This is a genomic window from Bradyrhizobium sp. PUT101 (assembly GCF_052043945.1).
In the GTDB taxonomy this organism is placed as follows: Bacteria; Pseudomonadota; Alphaproteobacteria; order Rhizobiales; family Xanthobacteraceae; genus Bradyrhizobium.
Map to the genome: position 1 here is coordinate 2,559,775 of NZ_CP197207.1, position 20,352 is coordinate 2,580,126.

At 61.5% G+C, this 20,352-nt stretch carries 18 protein-coding genes and 1 tRNA gene; 8 read left to right on the forward strand and 11 right to left on the reverse strand.

Annotated features, from left to right (window positions below; all coding sequences use genetic code 11):
* Window positions 1-95: 95 nt before the first annotated feature.
* The 3 genes from ACSHT2_RS12650 (at window position 96) to ACSHT2_RS12660 (ending at window position 2,014) form a co-directional block, all read left to right on the forward strand.
* Window positions 96-566: a DUF2147 domain-containing protein gene (locus ACSHT2_RS12650; RefSeq protein WP_440641845.1), complete on the forward strand. Its 471-nt coding sequence runs from the start codon at window positions 96-98 to the stop codon at window positions 564-566.
* Between the two features lie 191 nt (window positions 567-757).
* A complete protein-coding gene (locus ACSHT2_RS12655; protein WP_440641846.1) occupies window positions 758-1,258 on the forward strand; it encodes an SH3 domain-containing protein in 501 nt (166 codons plus the stop codon).
* Between the two features lie 258 nt (window positions 1,259-1,516).
* Window positions 1,517-2,014 (forward strand): GNAT family N-acetyltransferase, encoded by a 498-nt coding sequence (locus tag ACSHT2_RS12660; protein ID WP_440641847.1) that lies wholly within the window; start codon window positions 1,517-1,519, stop codon window positions 2,012-2,014.
* 175 nt (window positions 2,015-2,189) lie between these two features.
* Here the strand turns inward: ACSHT2_RS12660 and ACSHT2_RS12665 are convergent, their stop codons facing one another.
* A complete protein-coding gene (locus ACSHT2_RS12665) occupies window positions 2,190-2,747 on the reverse strand; it encodes a cytochrome b (protein ID WP_440641848.1) in 558 nt (185 codons plus the stop codon).
* 311 nt (window positions 2,748-3,058) lie between these two features.
* On the opposite strand from ACSHT2_RS12665, the gene ACSHT2_RS12670 reads away from it, so the two are divergent.
* From ACSHT2_RS12670 to ACSHT2_RS12680, 3 genes are read left to right on the forward strand one after another with little or no spacing between them, the layout of a single operon-like run.
* Entirely contained in the window at window positions 3,059-4,225 is a 1,167-nt protein-coding gene (locus tag ACSHT2_RS12670; RefSeq protein WP_440641849.1) for an efflux RND transporter periplasmic adaptor subunit, read from the forward strand.
* A gap of 18 nt (window positions 4,226-4,243) precedes the next feature.
* The gene (locus ACSHT2_RS12675; RefSeq protein ID WP_440641850.1) at window positions 4,244-7,366 is read left to right on the forward strand and encodes a multidrug efflux RND transporter permease subunit; all 3,123 of its coding nucleotides are present in this window, start codon (window positions 4,244-4,246) and stop codon (window positions 7,364-7,366) included.
* Window positions 7,363-8,916 (forward strand): efflux transporter outer membrane subunit, encoded by a 1,554-nt coding sequence (locus ACSHT2_RS12680; protein ID WP_440641851.1) that lies wholly within the window; start codon window positions 7,363-7,365, stop codon window positions 8,914-8,916. Before ACSHT2_RS12675 ends, ACSHT2_RS12680 begins: the two co-directional genes overlap by 4 nt.
* A gap of 922 nt (window positions 8,917-9,838) precedes the next feature.
* Here ACSHT2_RS12680 and ACSHT2_RS12685 read toward each other — a convergent pair.
* The 7 genes from ACSHT2_RS12685 to ACSHT2_RS12715 all read right to left on the reverse strand — a co-directional run bounded on the left by ACSHT2_RS12685 (window position 9,839) and on the right by ACSHT2_RS12715 (window position 15,342).
* Complete coding sequence (locus ACSHT2_RS12685; protein WP_440641852.1) at window positions 9,839-10,327, reverse strand: DUF2147 domain-containing protein; 489 nt, start codon at window positions 10,325-10,327, stop codon at window positions 9,839-9,841.
* 3 nt (window positions 10,328-10,330) lie between these two features.
* The gene (locus ACSHT2_RS12690) at window positions 10,331-10,819 is read right to left on the reverse strand and encodes a tetratricopeptide repeat protein (RefSeq protein WP_440641853.1); all 489 of its coding nucleotides are present in this window, start codon (window positions 10,817-10,819) and stop codon (window positions 10,331-10,333) included.
* Entirely contained in the window at window positions 10,806-11,504 is a 699-nt protein-coding gene (locus tag ACSHT2_RS12695) for a class I SAM-dependent methyltransferase (RefSeq protein WP_440641854.1), read from the reverse strand. Before ACSHT2_RS12695 ends, ACSHT2_RS12690 begins: the two co-directional genes overlap by 14 nt.
* Before the next feature lie 31 nt (window positions 11,505-11,535).
* Window positions 11,536-13,659, reverse strand: a complete 2,124-nt coding sequence (locus ACSHT2_RS12700) for a molybdopterin cofactor-binding domain-containing protein (protein ID WP_440641855.1) — start codon at window positions 13,657-13,659, stop codon at window positions 11,536-11,538.
* 53 nt (window positions 13,660-13,712) lie between these two features.
* Window positions 13,713-14,156: a (2Fe-2S)-binding protein gene (locus ACSHT2_RS12705; protein ID WP_440641856.1), complete on the reverse strand. Its 444-nt coding sequence runs from the start codon at window positions 14,154-14,156 to the stop codon at window positions 13,713-13,715.
* 236 nt (window positions 14,157-14,392) lie between these two features.
* Complete coding sequence (locus tag ACSHT2_RS12710; RefSeq protein WP_440641857.1) at window positions 14,393-14,911, reverse strand: hypothetical protein; 519 nt, start codon at window positions 14,909-14,911, stop codon at window positions 14,393-14,395.
* A 53-nt stretch (window positions 14,912-14,964) separates the two neighbouring features.
* Entirely contained in the window at window positions 14,965-15,342 is a 378-nt protein-coding gene (locus tag ACSHT2_RS12715) for an SDR family NAD(P)-dependent oxidoreductase (protein ID WP_440641858.1), read from the reverse strand.
* An 87-nt stretch (window positions 15,343-15,429) separates the two neighbouring features.
* On the opposite strand from ACSHT2_RS12715, the gene ACSHT2_RS12720 reads away from it, so the two are divergent.
* Together ACSHT2_RS12720 and ACSHT2_RS12725 are read left to right on the forward strand one after the other, a co-directional pair.
* Window positions 15,430-16,035 (forward strand): TetR/AcrR family transcriptional regulator, encoded by a 606-nt coding sequence (locus tag ACSHT2_RS12720; RefSeq protein WP_440641859.1) that lies wholly within the window; start codon window positions 15,430-15,432, stop codon window positions 16,033-16,035.
* A gap of 351 nt (window positions 16,036-16,386) precedes the next feature.
* Window positions 16,387-17,880: a hypothetical protein gene (locus ACSHT2_RS12725; protein ID WP_440641860.1), complete on the forward strand. Its 1,494-nt coding sequence runs from the start codon at window positions 16,387-16,389 to the stop codon at window positions 17,878-17,880.
* 162 nt (window positions 17,881-18,042) lie between these two features.
* On the opposite strand, the gene ACSHT2_RS12730 is transcribed toward ACSHT2_RS12725, so the two are convergent.
* The 3 genes from ACSHT2_RS12730 to ACSHT2_RS12740 form a co-directional block, all read right to left on the reverse strand.
* Window positions 18,043-18,118 (reverse strand) — tRNA-Lys (locus ACSHT2_RS12730).
* 166 nt (window positions 18,119-18,284) lie between these two features.
* Complete coding sequence (locus tag ACSHT2_RS12735; protein ID WP_440641861.1) at window positions 18,285-18,881, reverse strand: Spy/CpxP family protein refolding chaperone; 597 nt, start codon at window positions 18,879-18,881, stop codon at window positions 18,285-18,287.
* 199 nt (window positions 18,882-19,080) lie between these two features.
* A complete protein-coding gene (locus tag ACSHT2_RS12740; RefSeq protein ID WP_319335096.1) occupies window positions 19,081-20,085 on the reverse strand; it encodes a TRAP transporter substrate-binding protein in 1,005 nt (334 codons plus the stop codon).
* Between the last annotated feature and the right edge of the window lie 267 nt (window positions 20,086-20,352).

Here is a 20,352-nt window from a genome sequence, read left to right on the forward strand (position 1 = left end):
GCGATGAGGCGGAGCCCCGGCCCTATCCGGGAGGCCGGTGGAAGTTGAAACCGGCCCCCTTGATTGCCGTCCCCCTCCGGTAAGGATTTTCTCGAATGCGCATCGACCCTGTTCGCACCGCCATTTACGTGCTGCCGCTGGTTTTGGCTGCTTCGCTCGTTCTCGCACGCGACGTCGCATCAGAGCGTACGAAGCAGAAAACCGATCCGTTCGGGACTTGGTTGACCCAGGCCGGCGACGCCAAAGTGCTGGTGAGACCATGCGGCGCAGCAATCTGCGGCAAGGTCGTGTGGCTAAAACAACCGGTCGATGGCGCAACCGGCAAACTCCAGACGGACGACAAGAACCCGGATCCGTCGCTCCGAACGCGTCGCATCGTGGGGCTTCAGATCTTCCTCGACATGCTGCCCTCGACGTCAAGCTCGTGGTCGGGTCGAGTCTACAACGCCGATGACGGCAAGAGCTACACCAGCACAGTGACCCAAGTCGATGCAGAACGACTGGAAGTGCGGGGCTGTGCCGGTCCGCTGTGCGGGAGCGAGATATGGAGCCGGGCCGCGCGGTAGCCTGAGAGCATCGAGATGTGAGGGCGCATCATCGCGCCGAGAATCCCTGTCAATCGGAGTCCAACGAATCCTCGATGAAATATCCATGCATTCTCGACGTCGCGCCAACAGTGGCGAGGCAATGCGGGGGACCAAGCCGGGGCACGAGCCGCATGGCGCACCACTTTCGATACTTTCCTGTTGGAGAAACCATGAGAAATCGCCTCGTTGCCCATGCAATCGCGCTGCCGCTCCTAATCGCTCTTCCCGGCGAGGGTTATGCCGGAACTAACGACGGATATACCGCCGTGAATCTCAATATCCGCTCCGGACCGAGTGCTCGATTTCCGACAGTCGGGAGATTGGTTGCCGGATCATCGCTGACGATTCACGGATGTCTGGCGCGCTATACTTGGTGCGACGTGAGTGTATCCGGGACTCGCGGCTGGGTGTCGGGAGCCTATATCCAGTTCGTTCACGAGGCCCGCCGGGTCTACGTTCCGGCCTACGCAGCGCAATCGCAAATCCCGGTCGTGACGTTCAACTTCGGGGATTACTGGCACGACCACTATCGGGACTACAGCTTCTACGGCGAAATCGACCGCTGGAACGAACATCATTGGGAGGACGACGGCAACCCGCCCGGCTGGCGCGACAATTGGGACAACGATCATGTCGACCCCGAGGACGAGCCCGCGCCGGACAACGAATAGCCGGAGCCATACGCCACCGTGGCATCGGCCACGAGTGTCAAAGCGCTGACCGATGCAAGACGTTCCCGGCACCGGTCAGCAAGCAAGGTTCACCCCAGCGGCCACGTTGGATCATCGCCCGCGGCGTCGGGTAATTCCACCATCATTGTTCGGGTCGCGTTCGCAAATCGGTGCCGAAGGTATGCCCGCAACAATCGGACGCCCGAGCATCGTCGGCGCACTACCGGTCTCGTGATCAATCCAAGGAAAGTCCCATCCATGAGTGATCTCCTCGTTCGCCTTTTCGATCTTCCCGATGTTCGCACGGAGGAGAAGATCGCCTCCAGCGGGATCACGGTTCGTCGCGCTATGGCGGCCGAAGCACATGTGGTGCTCCCCTGGATCGAAAAGCATTTCGATCGCCCCTGGGTGAGCGAAGCCACACGCGCCTTCACGCGCTCCCCCGTGATGATCTGGATCGCTGTGCGGAAGAACGAGCTGCTGGGCTTTGCCTGTGCTGACTGCTCGATGCGCGGCTTCTTCGGCCCTATGGGAGTGGTGAAGGCTGCCCGTGGCCAGGGCATTGGCGAGGCGCTCCTCTTCGCCACACTGCGTGGCATGCGGGAAACCGAATATGCCTATGCGATCATCGGCGGCGTAGGACCCATAGCATTCTACCGGAAGCATCTCGATGCGATCGATATCCCAGGTTCGGAAGACAGCATCTATGGTGCGATGCTGCACGACGGCGATGGGCAAGATTTCGACGACTTGTAGAGCGGCCAGTGCCGAGCCTTTACGAACTGAAGGATATCGCGACAAAGGGACTTTCGACGACGTCGACGGGTATTCGGCGTGCCTGCAACTCGGCTGCGATCTCTCCAGCCTCGCCAACGTCGAACTCGCGGCATCGAATCGATCTGTCAGAATACGTGAGCGCGGAACAACCGGCTCAGAGCATGCGCGGCAGAACGTCGGTACGTCGGTTCGTGTCGAGAAAGCGGTGCTTCAACGCACCGGCGACATGCAACATGATCAGCGCCAGCAGGCTGTAGGCGAGCGCCTTGTGCAGGAACCGGAACAATTCGAACCTTTCGTTGTCCTTCGGCAGAAGCTCGGGAACGTGAATGCCGAAGAAGAATACCCCGTCACTCTCTGCGTAAGAGCTGGACATCGCGTAGCCCATCAGCGGAACGATCAGCAGCAACCCGTACATGGTGATGTGCACTGCATGGGAGAGAATTCTCTCATGGGCGGGAAGTGGTGCCGGTCCCGGCAAACGCGATATCGCGCGGATCGCAAGCTGCGCAAGAACGATCAGGAACACCAGAACACCGAAGCATTTGTGCCAGGGATAGAGAAAATCGTACTTCGCCGTAACCGCGTCGTTCAGTTCGGCCATGGTCCAGCCAGCGGCGATGAGGCCGATGGTCAACACCGCCCGCACCCAATGCAGGATCCGCAGCGTTGCCGGATATCTATCGATCGTCGGTTGAATGTCGTGGATCATGCTTTGTATTCCTGGCTCGGACGGACAAAATGCACATCGAACAACACGCACCCCGCCCGTCCAGAGCTGCGCAGTTCCTTGGTGTCGATTATTTGGCGACGCAGTCCGCGGCCAGATGAACTCTGCGCGCCGTGGCCCGGCGCAGCGGCGTTTGAATTGCGATCACTGATACGAACCACTCCCGTTGCAGTCAACGTGAGATACCTCCACGAAATCTCCACACAATCTCGACGAGGCACCAACAGTCGCGCTGCAATCCGCAGCGGACGGGGCCGCTCGTTGGCCGCACCGGTGCCGCTGTGGACCCATGAATGACGTATCAATTCCGCAATCCCAACATTCTGCTCGCTATTGTTGCAGCGCTTGGTCTGGCTGGTTGCGGCCGGCCTCAATCCGACGAAACGAGCGCGCAGGGTGGAGCGCCGTCAGCCCTCGTCACGGTCTTGTCGGTCAAGCCCGAAACAGTGGTCCTCGTCGACGAGTTGCCGGGACGGGTCACGGCTTTCCGAACTGCAGAGATCCGGCCGCAGGTCGGCGGGATCCTCGAAAAGCGCCTGTTCGATCAAGGAGCCGAGGTTGAGGCCGGTCAGGCCCTCTTTCAAATCAACTCCGATATCTTCCAGGCAGACGTCGGCAGTGCAGCTGCGGCGCTTCAGCGGGTCGAGGCGGGTCTTGTCCGCTCGCAAGGCAAGTTCGACCGCGCGAAGCAATTGGTGACGAGCAATGCGATCAGCCGCGAGGCCTATGACGACGCCGCTGCGGACGTCGCTCAGGCCAAGGCAAATGTTGCAGAAGCCCAAGCCACGCTCCGGCGCAAGCAACTTGATCTCGCGTTCACGACGGTTCGGGCCCCTATCGCCGGGCGAAGCGGGCGGGCTCTCGTGAGCGAGGGGGCGCTCGCATCCGTGTCCTCCACGAACGCGCTGGCCACCATCCAGCAGATCGACCGGGTCTATGTCGATGTGCGCCAGCCGGCTTCGCAGATCGACGCGATCCGGGAGGCCGCCCAATCCGGACACCTCGACGACGCCTCCAAGGTGCCGGTGACAATTTTCGCCGCCAGTGGCAAGCCGTATCCAGTCAAAGGTCGCGCTCTGTTCTCCGATATCAGCGTCGATCCCGGCACGGGTAACGTCACGGTTCGGGTCGAGGTCCCGAATCCGGATCGGCTACTGCTTCCCGGCATGTACGTCCGTGCCCGAATGCCGCGCGGTGTCGGGCACAATGCGCTGCTGGTACCGCAGGAGGCCGTCGTCCGAGACCCGGCCGGGACGCCGCAGCTCGTGATCGTCGACGATCACAAGCGAGCCACGCGGCGCGCGGTCGCTCTCGGCGAGATCGTGGACCGCCGTTACATCGTGACGTCAGGTCTGCAAGCAGGCGAGATTGTCGTCGTGCAGGGCCAGGAGCGCGCGAAGAACGGCGCAGTGGTCGAGACTGCCCCCTTCGGCGCGGCCGCCGCCGCAGTGACCGACTGAGAGTGCAGCGACAGCACGATGTCTCAGTTCTTCATCGATCGCCCCGTGTTCGCCTGGGTCATCGCGATCTTCATCGCGCTGGTCGGCGCAATCGCCATTACGCAGCTCCCGGTGTCGCGCTTTCCGGCCATCGCGCCTCCCAGTGTTAGCATCTATGCGACCTATACCGGGGCGACGCCGCAGACGATCAACGACAGCGTCGTCACACTGATCGAAAGGGAACTGTCGAGCGTCAAGAACCTGCTGTATTTCGAATCGACCGTCGATACATCCGGCAGCGCGAGCATCACCGCGACGTTCAAGCCGGGCACCGCGGCCGATCTGGCCCAGGTTGACGTCCAGAACCGTCTGAAGGCTATTGAACCGCGGCTTCCCGAGGCGGTCCGGCGCATGGGCGTCACCGTCGAATCGGCGGCCTCGGACTTTCTGATGATCGTCACGCTCAACTCGGCCGATGGCGCCTATGACGAACTGGCGCTCGGCGACTACATGACACGCAATATCGTGCAGGAGCTGAAGCGCGTGGAAGGCGTCGGCCGCGTCCAGACCTTCGGTTCGGAACGAGCGATGCGGATTTGGGTCGATCCCGCCAAGCTGGTGTCCTACTCGCTGTCGCTGGCCCAAATCACGGGTGCGATCCAGGCGCAGAACGCCCAGATCGCGCCGGGCCGGGTGGGCGCCGAGCCTACGGTCCCCGGACAGAAAGTCAGTATTCCGCTCACTGTGCAGGGCCAGTTGCAGACGCCCGAGGAGTTCAGGGCGATTGTTCTGCGCGCCGAAAGCGACGGCTCCAAGCTGGTATTGGGCGACGTGGCCCGCGTCGAACTCGGCGCGCAGAGCACAGGCTTTTCGACCCTTGAAAATGGCAAGCCGGCGACGGCTGCCGGGATCCAGCTGGCGCCAGGCGCCAATGCCGTGCGCGCCGCCGCGGCCGTCTATGCGCGCCTTGCCGAACTCGCGCCGGCCATGCCGGAGAGGATGGGCTATGCCATCGCCTTCGACACAGCCCCTTTTGTGAAGATATCGATCGAGAAGGTCGTCCACACCTTGATCGAGGCCATGGTGCTCGTCTTCCTGGTGATGCTCCTGTTTCTCCAGAGCATTCGATACACGCTGATCCCGGCCATCGTCGCGCCGATCGCGCTGCTCGGCACCTTCTCGGTCATGTGGGCGGCTGGATATTCGATCAACGTGCTGACGATGTTCGGCATCGTTCTCGCGATCGGTATCGTCGTCGACGACGCGATCGTGGTGGTCGAGAATGTCGAACGGATCATGGCCGCCGAGGGCCTTCCGCCCAAGGAAGCCACCCAGAAGGCCATGAAGGAGATCACCGGGGCAATCATCGGGATCACTCTCGTTCTGACCGCCGTGTTCATTCCCATGGGACTCGCGAGCGGCTCGGTCGGCGCGATCTATCGGCAGTTCACGCTGTCGATGGCGGTGTCGATCCTGTTCTCGGCATTCCTGGCGCTCACGCTGACTCCCGCGCTATGCGCCACGTTGCTTAAGCCGATCGGCGCCGGCCATCACGAGAGGAACGGCTTCCTTGGTTGGTTCAACCGGACTTTCAACCGGATGACGGAAGGCTATGCCGGCTGGGTCGCGGCGTTGGTACGCAGGACGGGGCGCATGACGGCTCTCTATGCCGTCATCGTCGCCGCGCTCGCCCATAGTTACATGCGGTTGCCATCGTCGTTCGTTCCGGCCGAGGATCAGGGCAACTTCATGACGAGCTTCACGCTGCCGGCCGACGCGACGGCCGAACGAACCCTCGATATCGTCAAGCAATACGATGCCTACGTCGCGACGCGGGCGGCCGTTGCGGGCAACACGTCCATCATCGGCTTTGGCTTCTCCGGCTCCGGATCGAACGCGGCGATGTCGTTCACGAGCCTCAAGGATTGGAGCGAACGGGATGCGACCGTTGGCGACGAGGTCGCCGCCGCCACCGCGGCGATGGCCAAGGTGCCCGAGGGTACGGTCATGAGCATGAAACCGCCGGCGATCGAGTCTCTGGGCACCACCAACGGGTTCGCGCTGCGCCTTGAAGACCGCGCCAATCGCGACCACCCCGCATTGATGGCGGCTCAAGCCAAACTGCTGGAGCTTGCAGCGCAAAGCAGGCTCGTCAGCGGGGTCTATCCTGAAGGTCTGCCGAACGGACCGAGCGTGAATCTGAAGATCGACCGCCAGAAGGCCGAAGCCCTCGGCGTGCCTTTCAACATGATCAGCGACACGCTGACCGCGGCCATGGGGTCGACCTACGTGAGCGACTTTCCGAATGCCGGACGGCTGCAACAAGTGGTCGTTCAGGCGGACGCGCCGAACCGCATGCAGATCGACGACGTTCTGAAGCTCTACCTCCGGAATAATGCCGGCGGCATGGTGTCCTTGTCGGAAGTGGTCACACCCGTGTGGGGCGAGGAACCGCTTCAACTCGTGCGGTACAACGGCTATCCGACAGCGCGTATTTCCGGCAACGCCGCGCCAGGCGTCTCCAGCGGCGACGCCATGGCGGAGATGGAGCGGCTGGCCGCAAAGCTTCCGGCCGGCTTCGTGGTCGAATGGACCGGGCAGTCGCTGCAGGAGAAAGACTCCACCTCGCAGGCGCCGATCCTGCTCGCGCTGTCGACGCTCGTCGTATTCTTGGTATTGGCGGCTCTGTACGAAAGCTGGTCGATTCCGCTTTCGGTCATGCTGGTCGTGCCTCTTGGCATTCTCGGCGCCGTGCTCGCCGTGCAAATTCGTGGGCTCGAAAACGACGTGTTCTTCAAGGTTGGGCTCATCACCATCATCGGGCTGTCGGCCAAGAACGCGATTCTCATCGTCGAGTTCGCCAGGAGCTTGCGTGCGGAGGGGCGAGGACTCGGGGACGCCGTCGTCGAAGCTGCCCGGCTCCGTTTGCGACCGATCCTGATGACTTCGCTGGCGTTCGCGCTCGGCGTCGTCCCGCTGATGCTCGCGCGGGGAGCCAGCGCAGAGACCCAGCATGCGATCGGAACCGGAGTCTTCGGCGGCATGCTCTCCGCCACCCTCCTCGCGCTACTCTTTGTCCCCGTCTTCTACGTCGTGGTGATGAGCCAATTCGGCTCGCGCGAGAGCAAGGTCGTGGCTACCTCGAAGGAGGCGGTCGAATGAGACCGGCAAGAGATGCCTTTGCGAATTGGCGGAAGCAGCTCCGGGGCGAGGAGCGATTGCGGGTGCGCGGCGCGGTCGCCGCGACTGGTCTGGCGCTCATGGTCGGTGCTTGCGCTGTCGGTCCCGACTACTTGCCCCCGCTGGTGGGTGTTCCTACGAAATGGAGCGCAGCCGAACGGACGCAGTCAACGGAAGCACCGGTGCTGGCGCGCTGGTGGATGCGCCTGAACGATCCGCTGCTGAATGCGCTGATCGATGAGGCGGTGCTGCAGAACCGCGATGTCGCGACCGCAAAGGCTCGCGTCCGGGAGGCCCGTGCGAATTATCGACAATCGGCAGGAGCGCTATTCCCGACAGTTGGAGGGACGAGCGGGACGACTTACCAGAAAAGCGGGCCCAATTTGGCGAACGAAAGCGTTCCCGCGATCGTCCCGGCCTTTGTCCAATATCAAGCCGGCTTCGATGCCAGCTGGGAGATCGATATTTTCGGCAAGAACGGACGCGGAGTCGAGGCGGCCAGCTACGGCGTGGAGGCCGCAGACGAGCAGCTTCGTCTCACGTTGTTGACGCTCATCGGCGACGTCGCATCAAACTACGCGATGGCGCGGGGGTACCAGACCCGGCTTTCGTTGGCGCGCCGAACAGTTGCCACGCAGCGCGAGACCGCCGAGCTCACCGGCACGAGGTTCGAAGCAGGAGGCACATCGGCCATCGACCTTGCCAACGCCAAGGGGCAAATGAGTTCGACGGAGGCTGCAGTTCCGGGTCTCGAAGCCTCTTATGCCGGCACCGTGCATCGGCTGAGCGTGCTGACCGGCCAGGCGCCGGGCGTGTTCATGGAGTTGATGGAGCGCAGCCTTCCCATTCCCAAGCCTCGCCTGCCGATGCCGGTCGGCATTCCCGCCGATATTCTGATGTCGCGGCCTGACATACGGCAGGCCGAACGCGTACTCGCGCAGGCTACAGCAAAGATCGGCCAAGCCGAGGCCGCGCGCTATCCAACGATAAGCCTCACTGGAAACATCTCCACTACGGGGTTGAAGGTCGGAGATCTCGGGAAGAATTCTTCGATCGGGTGGTCCGTCGGCCCGACACTCAGTGCTCCCATCTTCAATGGCGGACAATTGAAGGCGGCGGTAGAGGTCAGGCAGGCACAGCGCGATCAGAGCTTTACGCAATATCAGGCAGCAGTACTCAAAGGGCTCGAAGAGGTCGAGAATGCGATCGTCGCCTTGGCGCAGGAGCGAATCCGAATTGGAAAACTTTCGGCCTCCGTCGACTCCTACCGGCAGGCGTCGACGCTCTCGCGAGCGCTGTACCGGAACGGCTCTGCCAGCTTTTTCACCGTGCTCGATGCTGAACGCTCCCTCTACTCCGCCGAGGACGCGTTGGTGCAAAGCAGGATTGCATTGGCAATCCACTATGTCGCCCTGAACAAGGCACTCGGAGGCGGGTGGGATGGCCTTGTCGATGTGTCGGATCCCGAGGTTAATGACCCGAGCATGGGTCCACGCCCGATTTCCGCCAACCTCCCCCTGGTCACTCCATAAGAGCCATCAGGATTTCGAGGGACCGGCCCGTGCCGTCGTCGAGCACGACCGACGTCGACAGCGGCGTCTTCCAGCGGAACGAGGCCGCGCTTCTCGGACTCCGTTGGAGATGGCTCGATCGACACCGCCGCGGTGCGATCGGGCAAGAAATCAACCGTGACTGTGCGTTCGGTCACGCCCTCCGTGCGGAGTTGATATCGGGCCGGCAATATCTTGGCGTCCCGCGAAATCCTGTTGGACGATGCCACGAAGCGGGTCGAGATGCCCAGGAGCGACACATCTCCGCGCAACGTCGCCGTATAGGTTCCGGCTTTCAAGTCGCCGGTCAAATGGCCGGACCCAATCGAGATACCCGACATTCTTGCCTGGTAGCCGGCGCTGAAAGTATCTGCTCGCGCAGGCGAGAGGCTGGAGACCATCGTAGTGACCACGACGAGCCTCACTGAGAGATGACGCAAACTCAACCAGCCGATCGTCACGACTTGCTCCGAAATATCATTGTTGCCACCGTTGGGCCTCCACTATCCCGACCGAGGATGGGCGGAACGAAAACCGTTCCCCGTTAGCAACCGGCGTACCCTGCTTACGCGTCGACCATTCTTGGTCCAATCAAGGCAGCTTTTGGATGGGAATTTCTCTCAACGTTGCTAAGCCTTCGGCGGCCGCATTCCGGGTCGGCCAGCCGGAGAAGATGACCGTCCGCTTCGATGTTCGTGCGCCCGCCGACGCCCGCTTCGGTCAAATGCGCGGCGAGGCCGCGCGGTGGGTGACGGCACCGACTCAACGGCCTCCATCAGCGCAACGAATTGTCTGAGATCGTCGATCGGGACGCTGCTCAGGGCGCGCCCGAGCAGCTGAATAGCTACCGGAGAAATCTCCTCTCCACGGTCCGTCCATGGCATCGGTCGCTCCTTGCATTCGATCAGCGCTTCGGCATCGGCGACTTTGCAGCAGGAGGTGCAGGTGCCGCCGCCCGTTGCAGAACCATGGTTTGTCCCATGGCCGGTATACCCATGTAGCCGCGAAGATGGAGCTTGCCGTCGACAATCTCCGCCTTGCCGCTGACCAGACGCCCGGAAGATCCATCATAAAGGCTCCCGCCGGTCCATTCGCCGTTCTGGTAGGCCAGACCGGTGACCATCGTAATGCCCTGGAGCGATCGCGACCGAAGCGCCGGATCCGGGTTGAGCGTATCTTTCTTGAAGGTCGTGCCATCGCTCTCGACGATTCGGTTGCCCCACAGAATGCGTGCATTGTATTCCGGGCCTGCCTTGAAGAATTCCAGCTTGATCGTCTCGGACTGCCACGTTCCGACGATGTCGTCGGGTTGCGCCGCCCTCGCCGCCCCCGTCGGCGATGCAATAATGAGCGCGGTCACGATCGCGGCGGCAGCGTAAATCTTCCAGATCATTGGTTAGTTTCCCTTCCTTTGCCGATGATAATCCGTCGGCGTCTCACTTTTCCGTTGAATGAACTTCGAGTTCGAAAGGCTTGCGCGAGAAGCGAGCTCAAACGCGACTTTGGCCTGTTTGCCCTGCCCGGTGTCGCGCAACAGCACGCCGAACTGCGTCCAGATCTCGGCATGAGATCTGTCGAGGTCGAGCGCCCGCCGTGCACACTGCAGCGCGCGGTCTTCCTGCGAAGCTCCCTGATAGGCCGTGGACAGGTTGTGCCATAGCCAGCAATTGTCGGGCCGCATGGAGACGGCGGCCAGAAACACTTCGACGGCCGGGTCGTAGTTCTCAGCCCTCAGACACATGGCGCCGAATTCGCGCAGCGCCGTCGCGAGTGCGCCGGTGCGCGTCTGCAAGGTGAGGAAGATCGGATATTCCTTGCCCCACTCCGTGAGTTTGGCGAGGACATCTCGCAGGTTCATCAGCGGCACATCGCTAATGAGCGGCATGCGTTCCACCAGCCAATTCGATGGGTTCAATTCCTGCACGTGGTTCAACGGATGTCTCCCATTTTTTGCTGTTGAGCTTCACTCGTTCGTCTTCGTGATCCGCTGATAGGACCGGCCGCGCCGTCCTGCGCGTGAGCCTGTAGACCGCCGCCGGTGGGATGTTCAGGATCGCTCGATCGACCAGAGTGGCCTTAAGGCCGAGCCGATCGAGAATGCGGCGCGGGACCGGACACCTCACGCCATATGTGAACTGATAGAACGCGCCGCCCGCGCGGATCACGGAAAACGCACCGTCCAGGATCGCGATTACCTTGCGCGGCGACATGTTCAGAAGGGGCAACCCGCTGACAACTGCACCGACGTCCCTCGCGCCGAACAGACCGGACGACCCAATGCGTGCCGCATCCATCCAGAGGACGCGGGCGCCTGGGAAGCGAAGCTGCAGGATCTTCACGAATTCGGAGCCATATTCGACGAGGCTGAGATCGGACGGCCGCACCCCTCGTTTGAGAAGCTTGTAGGTGAAAGCTCCCGTCCCGGGCCCGAGCTCAACGACAGGCCCGGTCGAAGGTCCAATCTCGCGCGTAATCAGTTCGGCGAGAGCATCGCCGGACGGCGCGATCGCGCCGACGCGGCCAGGCGAGGCAAGCCACGCCAGAAAGAACGACATGAAGTCATGAGACATTGCGCACCTGGAATTTTGCATGACGGACCGATCAGCCCACGAATGGCAGGCTTGTTGTCGGCTTGCCCGTCAAAACAAGCAGTGCATTAGCGACAGCGGGTGCGATCGGCGGCACGCCGGGCTCGCCGACTCCGGACGGATCTCGTCGAGACGGGACGATATGCGTCTCCACGACCGGCGCATCGTCGATACGGAGGACCTCGTAAGTGTCGAAATTGCTTTGGGCGGGAACGCCATCGTCGAGCGTGATCTTGCCATACATGGCCGCGCTGAGACCGAAGCAGACGCCTCCCTCCATCTGCGCCGCGACCTGATCGGGCGACACGGCGATCCCGCAGTCCACCGCGCACACGACTCTACGGACACGCGGGCGTCCCTCGACAAAAGCGACCTCGGCGATCTGGGCGACCACGGTTCCGAACGCCTCGTGCACGGCCAGCCCGCGGGCCCAGTCGCCCTGCATCGAGCTCCCCCAACCCGCCCGCTCGCATGCAAGGTCGAGAACTGCCAGTCGCCGCTCGTCACCTGCCTTGCGATAGATGGCGCGCCGATACTCTGCCGGATCGAGGTCGCCGAGACGCGCGATCTGGTCGATCGTGTGCTCCATCACCATCGCGTTATGGGAGTGTCCGACCGATCGCCAGAAGCCGACCGGCACGCCGACGCTCGGCGAAAATACGCGGCAATCAGCAACCGCGCAGCCTGCGACGTATGGCGAGTTCTTGATGCCCTCCACTTCGGTCACATTGGGGCCGACCGGCAGCAAAGATTGTGCGACCGTGTGATGACGCCATGCGGCCGGCAATCCGTCGGCACCGCGATCGACCCACAAGCGATGATGCGCCATCGGTCGATAATACCCCCCCGTCATGTCGTCCTCGCGCGTCCAGACGAGCTTCACAGGCCTGCCCTTGCCGACGTGACGTGCGATCCGAACACTTTCCACGACATAGCCGGACGACAGGCCACCGCGCCGGCCGAATGATCCTCCGGCAGGGAGCGTCTCGATGTGCACCATTCCGGGAAGGGTGATGGTGGCGAGAGCGCTGTTGACTTGGTCGACGGTCTGGAGCTGCGAGGCGAAGGTGAGCTTGACTCGGCGCCCATCTACCTGCGCGACGCAGTTCATCGGCTCCATCGGAGCATGCGCAAGATACGGGAAATCGTAGCTGGCCTCGAGATATGCTTCCCTAAAAGCCGTCGCCGGATCGCCCTTCGAATGATACGAGGCGCCGCGATCGTCGGTGCCGCCCTCTCCGATCCGTCGATAGAGCTGCAGAAGCTGCTCCGACGATCGCTTTTCGGTGGCGCTGTCATCCCAGGTGACGGTAAGCGCGTCTCTGCCCTTGCGCGCTGACCAAGTATCCTGAGCAACTACCGCAACTCCGCTCGGTATCGCAAAGACGTCGACAACGCCTTTAATCTTCCGCGCCGCAACGGCATCGAAAGACTGCACCTTGCCGCCGAAATGCGGTGGATGCGCCACCATAGCTACCAGCATTCCCGGCATCTGGACGTCCTGCGTGTAGGTCACGGCACCCGTCGCTTTCGAAGCGCCGTCCATCCTCTTGACGCGGCGCGATCCGACCAGTGCGAAGCTCTCGATCTCCTTCAGCAGCGGCGCCGCAGGTGCCTCCTGCTTCGCTGCCATTTCCAGGAGATCGCCAAAACTCTCCTGACGGCCCGAACCTGCATGGATGACCATGCCGTTGCGGACATAAACAGTCCCGGCCGACACCTCCCATTTTGCTGCGGCGGCAAGCACGAACATCTCTCGCGCCGCGGCGCCGGCCATTCGCAGTTGAGTCCAGGCCCCGGCGATCGCGCTGGATCCCGCCGTGGCCTGCATGCCCATCGCCCTATTCCTATAGACGGCGGCATTGGCGGGGGCCGACATGACCTTCACCTTGCTCCAGTCCGCATCCAGCTCTTCCGCGACGATGGCCGCGACGCCCGCATGGATACCCTGCCCCATTTCCTGATAGGAGTTGACGACGGTTACCCAATTGTCGCGATCGATTGTGATGAACGGCCCAAACGGGCTGCTCACGGGCGCTTCCGCGCCGATGCTCAGCGCCCCCGATGCCACCGCACCGAAGTTCATTGCGGTGTACCCGATGATCAGGGCGCCGCCGACCAGGCTGCCGCCCAGCACGAGCTTGCGTCTTGTGAGGGCGAGAGCGCTGGATTTCGTTCGAGGCGACGTCATTAGACCACTCCTGCCGCGTCTTTGATGGCCGCCCTGATTCGCTGATAAGTCCCGCAGCGACAGACATTGCCAGCCATGGCAACATCGATGTCCGAGTCGGTTGGCTTTGGATTTGCGGCAAGCAGCGCTGCCGCTTGCATGATCTGGCCGGACTGGCAGTACCCGCATTGCGCGACATCGCGCTTGATCCATGCGCGCTGGAGCGGGTGATCGCCCCCAAGCCCCTCGATCGTAGTGATCTGCATTCCCTGCGCACTTTCGATAGATAGCGAGCAGGAGCGAACGGCATGGCCGTCGGCCAGGACGGTGCAGGCACCGCATTGCGCGATCCCACAGCCGTACTTCGTACCGGTCATATGCAGATGATCGCGGATCGCCCAGAGAAGAGGCGTGTCCGGATCAACGTCTATCGTCAAGCCTTGGCCATTGATGTTGAGCTTCATGTCTCGCCTCATCCCATGAACTATACTTTGCACTCGGTGCGATATTATTTACACTGAGTGCGGGAATTCAAGTTTTGATCTCGGCGTCATTGTGTCGCGGTATCGATTGGACCGTGGGGCGATCCGTTTTCGCATCGACGGAGAGAGAAGCCTCGTCCGCGAGCAGAGCTGATTAGGCGACACTCCAAGGCGGCTGCATGTCGCGATTATTTCCGAACTTGTCTGCGCGGCGTCGATCACCCGGATGCCGTTTGTTGAAGTAGGAAATCCGCGGAGTTCGATTCTCCGAATGAAATTCCGATCAAACGTTCCGACAGGTCCCAAAGTTGAGCAGCATCCTTGCGATCCTGCGCGCGCTCGGGAATCCGCGCAGGGGCCGGACTGCCGCGAACCTCATTCCACCTATCTGGCCCGTAGTAGCCTCCCGGGTTCGCGGCGGGCGACGTCGCTGCAGACAACGTCGGACACGCGCCTTGGGCAGGGGATTGAAAAACGAACCACAACAGCTGACGAAGCAGGAAGGAGCTGCTTAGTCTTCCAGAACCGTTCGGGATGATCTCCGTACGCGCCAGCCCTGGATGCGCGGCCAGGCTTGCGACACCCCAGCCGTTCTCCTGGCTGCGTCGCTGGAGTTCGAATGCGAACATGAGTTGCGCGAGTTTTGACTGTCCATAGGCCTCGAAGGGCTTGTATGCGCGCGCGCTCTGCAGATCCTCGAAATTGATCCGAGCGTCGCGGTTCGCGATGCTCGACACGCTGATCACCTTAGGTGCCCTTCCTCTGCGCAATAGCGGAAGCATGTGTGACGTCAGGGCAAATGTCCCAGATAATTGACCCCGAACTGCAGTTCGAACCCGTCGACGGTGACCCGTCGCCTGGGCGGGGTCATGACACCCGCATTGTTAATCAACATGTCAACGCGGTCGTAGACCGCGTTCAACCGACGACCGAAGGCTGCAATGGACGCCAGATCGGCAAGATCGACTTGTTCGAAGACAAGCGACGCCTCTGGAACCTGGCTTTTGATTTCCTTGACAGCCGCAGTGCCCTTGCCTGCATGCCGTCCGGCGATGATCACCTTCCAACCGAGTTTGGCCAGTGCCAGTCCGGTCTCGAACCCCAATCCGCCCGTTCCGGTGACGATAACGCGGCCTGCCTCGCCGCTCGTTCGGTTTGACACGTTCACGACCCACTCCTTGCAAAACGTTACACTCTGTGCGAAAATAAATATTGCACCGAGTGCAATATTTCAAGTGGCAATCTGAAGGGCGTGATGTTGGGTGATCGACAGGAGACCGAAGAGGGAGTGCGGGAGCGTAAACGCCGCGAGACGCTGGCGCGGATCGCAGAGACTGGACTTCGGCTGTTCATGACCGACGGATATGAGAACACGACCTTGGAAGCGATCGCCGAAGCGGCGGGGATTTCCCGAAGGACGTTCTTCTATTATTTCAAGTCCAAAGAAGACATCATCCTGGTCTGGCAAAGCAACTTCACGCACCTGATGCGTGCGGCCGTAATCGCCGAACCGCCTCACCAAACGCCCGTCGATACTGTGAAGAATGCGCTTCTGAAACTAACTAGCAGCTACCATTCGGATCAAAGCATCGTGCTGGATCGTGTCATCCGATCGAGCCCTGCCCTGATGTCGGCGAGTCACGCAAAGTATGTCGCCCAGGAGCAAGCGATCTTCGAGGCGCTTTGCGAGAAGTGGCCGCAAGCGAAGCATCGAAAGTCCTTGCGTATTGCCGCAATGGTCACTGTGGGCGCGTTTCGTCTGGCGGTCGACGCCTGGAGCAAGGACAATGGAAAACGCCCGCCCTCGGCCTATCTCCGCGAGACGTTTGCAACCCTCGAGGGCACATTTCAATTTCAATAAGGTATGATCACCCGCGCGGAAGCGGCTCGTCGAAGTCTCTGCTACTCCCAATGGCATGGCGGACGCGAGAGATCGAAGATATCAGCGAGCACGGCGAGAACTGCAAGGTGAGCACGTATCCCCAACAGGAGCTCATCAACAGGCCGGAAACTATCAGCCACCTCCGCTAACTGGATATGCTTATCAACGCGCCAGCGTCGATATCAAACGACCACCGCTTTTTTTGCGTTTTGTATAGGTCAAGTCGAAGAAAAGGACGCTTTCTTGCAGTAAAGTCGTTGCCTCAGCAGAGTCGACCGCGCAGCTGAAGAAGTAGTCCTAAGCGAACTTGCATCCAGCCGACGCCAGGAAATGCGCCAGTTCCCATGTACGATGCCTTCGACAGGCATCTCTGCGTCCAGGTCGCGCAAAGACGGAAGGCAATACGATGAAAAAGGACGTCCGGTCGGTGCGCGGTTCAATCTCCAAGAAGCCTCAGACTTTTCAGACAAGCGAAAGTCGGAAATTGAGGCGGCTCGCCGTGCTGGCAAGCTGCCAAAGAAAATTACGATCCGGAAGCGTTCTACGATCGAAGATCTTCTGGACGATTGGAGCAAGTCGGTTGAGTTCAAGGCGTTGTCGTCCGCCTCGCAATCTTCCTATCGCAAATGTATCTCCGCTATCTTGTACCGACCGCAATCACGCGAATCCGCGGCGAAGATGCGTGCCGAAATCCGTGCCGCCAAGCTGCTCGGCGTAGCCGAGCCCGTTCGAGAACTCGAGGCGATCGCGACTGCCACTCCGACATCAATCGGCAAACCGGAGTTCCGAGCCTTCTATAACTATGCGAAATCGGCTCGCGGCCATCATATGGCGCTCTCGATGATAGCCACGCTCTCAGCGGCATTCACTTGGGGACAGGAAAGCGTCTTGTGGCGTCTCGGACCCAACCCGCGAGAAGGCATGGAGTTCGATCATCCGGACGGACGCATCGTACAGGTTGCGATGTCCGAATTTTCGGCTTGGGTCGCAGCAGCCGATGCGATCGACCGGCCCTCGGTGGGGGACAGCTTCCATCTTGCGTTGTTCACCGGGCAACGTCAGACTGACCGTCTAACTATGCGCAATGAGAGCGACGTCGAGGGCCGGCACGCGTTCCGGCAGAGCAAGACCGGCGAGCTTGTCGACATCAAAGAGGCGCCACAACTCAGCGCACGGCTAAATGCCTCGCGTGCACGAATAAAGGAACTCAAGCTTCGGCTTCAACTGGGTAAGGTCCCACCCGAGCTCGTGGTCAACGAGGACAATGGTGAGCCTTACGACGAGAGTACCTATCGCCATTGGGTGTCGACCGCCCGGGTCGTCGCAATCTTCGGCTTTCTCGCGCGCGACAACGCGCGCCAGGCAATTGTCCGCGCAGAGCGACTGAACGCCGAACTGATTAAGAATGTCGACGGGCTGTTCGCCCCTATTCCTCTCGACGAGGAGAACAAGGCGCAGCGCGCTCGAGCGGTCGATCAGCGCAAGCGCGCATTGGCGGAATGGCTGGATGCGCAGACCGCACGCGACAGCAATGGCCATGAGACAGCATGGCGTCTGAAGCCTTGCCCCGCTCTGATGTTCCTCAACGGCGCCGGCGAACTCGACCAAAAGCACGACCAAGACCTACGTGATACCTGCGTCATGCTTCTCGATCGGGCTGGCTGCGACTTGCTGACGATCTGCAACATCACAGGGCATTCATACCGAAGCGCGCAGACCATCGTGAACACTACCGCGCCCGCAATGCGGCTCGCACCGATTCCGGCATCGACAGGCTTGAATTGCAGGTGCGGAAGGAAGGCATGGCTGAACACAGACCGGTAGGTCTCATTTGGCTGGCGTGTTTCAGCGGTGGATAGGCTTCGGCCCCTAATTATCCGACTCGTCGCACGGCGTGCGACGTACGACCATTAAAAGCGTCGCACGAGACCCGGTTTGTTCTGCCGAGGAATTTAAAAAAGCCCTTGCGGGCCAATCTCTTAAGGGTGGTGGGCGCACCAGGGCTCGAACCTGGGACCCGCTGATTAAGAGTCAGCTGCTCTACCAACTGAGCTATGCGCCCGAAAGGCGGTCAAAGCCTTGCGAGGCCGGTCGTTTAGCAAAGCGATCCGGGGATGGCAAGCGATCGGGTGCAAGTTTTCCAAGGCTTCGTCCACAAACCTAGAAATGCGAAAAGCCGCTGGATTCCAGCGGCTTCGCCAAGGTTAATGGCCGGAGACCCGAGCCGCTCAGAGCCGGCCCTCGCGGTCCCGGTCCGGACCGCCGTCACGGTCGAAACGGTCATGGTGGAAGTGGTCCATGCCCCGATCCATCATGCGGTCCATGCGGTCCATGAAGTGGCGGTGCCGTGGGCCGTCTTCGCCGCCGCCGAACGGGCCGCGGTGGCGGGTCAGCACGGCGAGGCGCCGCTTCTGGCCGTCGTCCAGGGTCTTGTAGAGCGGATCGGCGGCATCGGCGATCTTCTTCAGGGCGGCGGAGCTGGCGCCCATGTCCTCCGCGCGCTGGCGCAGGCGGGCGATCGGATCTTCCGGCTTGTCGGCATCACCGGGACCGGCATTCATGCGCGCATTGGCGCGGTCGATGCGCAGCTTGGCGAAATCCCGAACGGCAGCCTCGACCGGCGGCCACAGCTTCTCCTGATCGGCGTTGAGCTTCAGCCCGGCATGGACGGCGGCGATCCGCGCGTCGACGAAGGCGGCGCGGTCCTCGGGGTTCATGCGCATGTGGCGGGCATGCTCCATCCACGGGCGATGATATTGGGCATAGACCGCGCCCGAGCCGGCGATGCTGAGCACGGCGATGGCGGCGATGGTGAACTTCCTCATACGGACCTCCTCTGGAAGGGTACGCTGAGGATGAGCGCGGCGCGGCTGACGCGCAACTTACAACTTGGACAGGGAGCGCGTTGTTACGAAGATGTAACGGCCGATTTTACCTCCAGCCGCGATCGGAAATCATTCGCAACAAGAAGGCTTCCGTGCAGCTCGCACGGAAGCCTTCGTTCATCATTCATCGTCCGTCGGATCAGTTCGTGGTGCTCTTGGCTTCCTTCTGGAACTCGTCGATCAGCGGCTGGCCGATCCGGCTGGCGGCATCCTTGTAGACCGGCTCCATCGCCTTGCGCATCGCCTCGTTCTGCTCCGGCGTGAGCTTGATGATCTCGCTCTTGCCGCTCTTCTTGATCTCGGCGAGCGCGTCGTCGTTTTCCTTCTGCGACTGCGCATTGCTGAAGGCGGTCGCTTCCTTCATCGCCTTGGTGAGCTGGTCGCGGATGTCGGCCGGCAGATCGTCCCAGAACTTCTTGTTCACGATCACGACGTAGCCGATGTAGCCGTGATTGGTCTCGGTGATGTACTTCTGCACCTCGTGCATCTTCTGGGTGTAGATGTTCGACCAGGTGTTCTCCTGGCCGTCGACCACGCCGGTCTGCAGCGCCTGGTAGACTTCAGAGAACGCCATCACCTGCGGCAGCGAGCCGAGCGCCTTGAACTGGGCCTGCAGCACGCGCGAGGACTGGATGCGGAACTTGACGCCCTGATAGTCGGCCGGCGTCACCAGCTTCTTGTTGGCGCTCATCTGCTTGAAGCCGTTGTCCCAATAGGCAAGTCCCGTGATGCCCTTGGCGTCCAGCAGCTTGAGCAGCTTTGTGCCGAGCGGGCCTTCCGTCACCTTCCGCAGCGTCTTCAGGTCCGGAAGAATGTAGGGCAGATCGAACACCTCGAACTCGCGGATGCCGAGCGGTCCGAACTTGGAGTTGGACGGTGCCAGCATCTGCACGCTGCCGAGCTGCAGCGCCTCGAGCTCTTCCTTGTCCTTGTACAGCGTCGAGTTCGGATAGATCTCGACCTTGACCTTGCCGCCGGTGTACTTCTCGGCGAGCTCCTTGAACTTCTCCGCCCCCTTGCCCTTCGGCGTGTCTGTGGCGACGACGTGGCTGAACTTGATGATGATCGGCGATTGAGCCGATGCCGGCCCGGCAAGTCCGAGTGCCAGTGCCGCGATGGACGCGGCGATCGCTAAAGTGCGCATAGTCTCTCCCTGTTGTTGTTTGAGCCGCCCGGCGGTGCGGGTAGCCAATCTTATGCCGACTGCATCAATAGCGGCTCGCGCAGGCGGCCGCTATTGGCCCTTAGCAGGACAGCTATTCATGGTGAACGCCGCAAGCACCGGTGCGCGCCCTCTCCCGCATGCAGGAGAGGGTTGGCGAGAGGGTGTATGCGCAACGGGACAATCCCCGTTCGGCAGGAGCCCTCGCCCGCCGCCCCAGGAACGATGCTTCGCATCGCCCGGAGAGCG

Bases quoted from the DNA above. Each gene is read 5' to 3' on its own strand.
- ACSHT2_RS12650 (WP_440641845.1), top strand. From the start codon at position 96: ATGCGCATCGACCCTGTTCGCACCGCCATTTACGTGCTGCCGCTGGTT.
- ACSHT2_RS12655 (WP_440641846.1), top strand. From the start codon at position 758: ATGAGAAATCGCCTCGTTGCCCATGCAATCGCGCTGCCGCTCCTAATC.
- ACSHT2_RS12660 (WP_440641847.1), top strand. From the start codon at position 1,517: ATGAGTGATCTCCTCGTTCGCCTTTTCGATCTTCCCGATGTTCGCACG.
- ACSHT2_RS12665 (WP_440641848.1), bottom strand. From the start codon at position 2,747: ATGATCCACGACATTCAACCGACGATCGATAGATATCCGGCAACGCTG.
- ACSHT2_RS12670 (WP_440641849.1), top strand. From the start codon at position 3,059: ATGACGTATCAATTCCGCAATCCCAACATTCTGCTCGCTATTGTTGCA.
- ACSHT2_RS12675 (WP_440641850.1), top strand. From the start codon at position 4,244: ATGTCTCAGTTCTTCATCGATCGCCCCGTGTTCGCCTGGGTCATCGCG.
- ACSHT2_RS12680 (WP_440641851.1), top strand. From the start codon at position 7,363: ATGAGACCGGCAAGAGATGCCTTTGCGAATTGGCGGAAGCAGCTCCGG.
- ACSHT2_RS12685 (WP_440641852.1), bottom strand. From the start codon at position 10,327: ATGATCTGGAAGATTTACGCTGCCGCCGCGATCGTGACCGCGCTCATT.
- ACSHT2_RS12690 (WP_440641853.1), bottom strand. From the start codon at position 10,819: ATGCCGCTCATTAGCGATGTGCCGCTGATGAACCTGCGAGATGTCCTC.
- ACSHT2_RS12695 (WP_440641854.1), bottom strand. From the start codon at position 11,504: ATGTCTCATGACTTCATGTCGTTCTTTCTGGCGTGGCTTGCCTCGCCT.
- ACSHT2_RS12705 (WP_440641856.1), bottom strand. From the start codon at position 14,156: ATGAAGCTCAACATCAATGGCCAAGGCTTGACGATAGACGTTGATCCG.
- ACSHT2_RS12720 (WP_440641859.1), top strand. From the start codon at position 15,430: ATGTTGGGTGATCGACAGGAGACCGAAGAGGGAGTGCGGGAGCGTAAA.
- ACSHT2_RS12725 (WP_440641860.1), top strand. From the start codon at position 16,387: ATGCGCCAGTTCCCATGTACGATGCCTTCGACAGGCATCTCTGCGTCC.
- ACSHT2_RS12735 (WP_440641861.1), bottom strand. From the start codon at position 18,881: ATGAGGAAGTTCACCATCGCCGCCATCGCCGTGCTCAGCATCGCCGGC.
- ACSHT2_RS12740 (WP_319335096.1), bottom strand. From the start codon at position 20,085: ATGCGCACTTTAGCGATCGCCGCGTCCATCGCGGCACTGGCACTCGGA.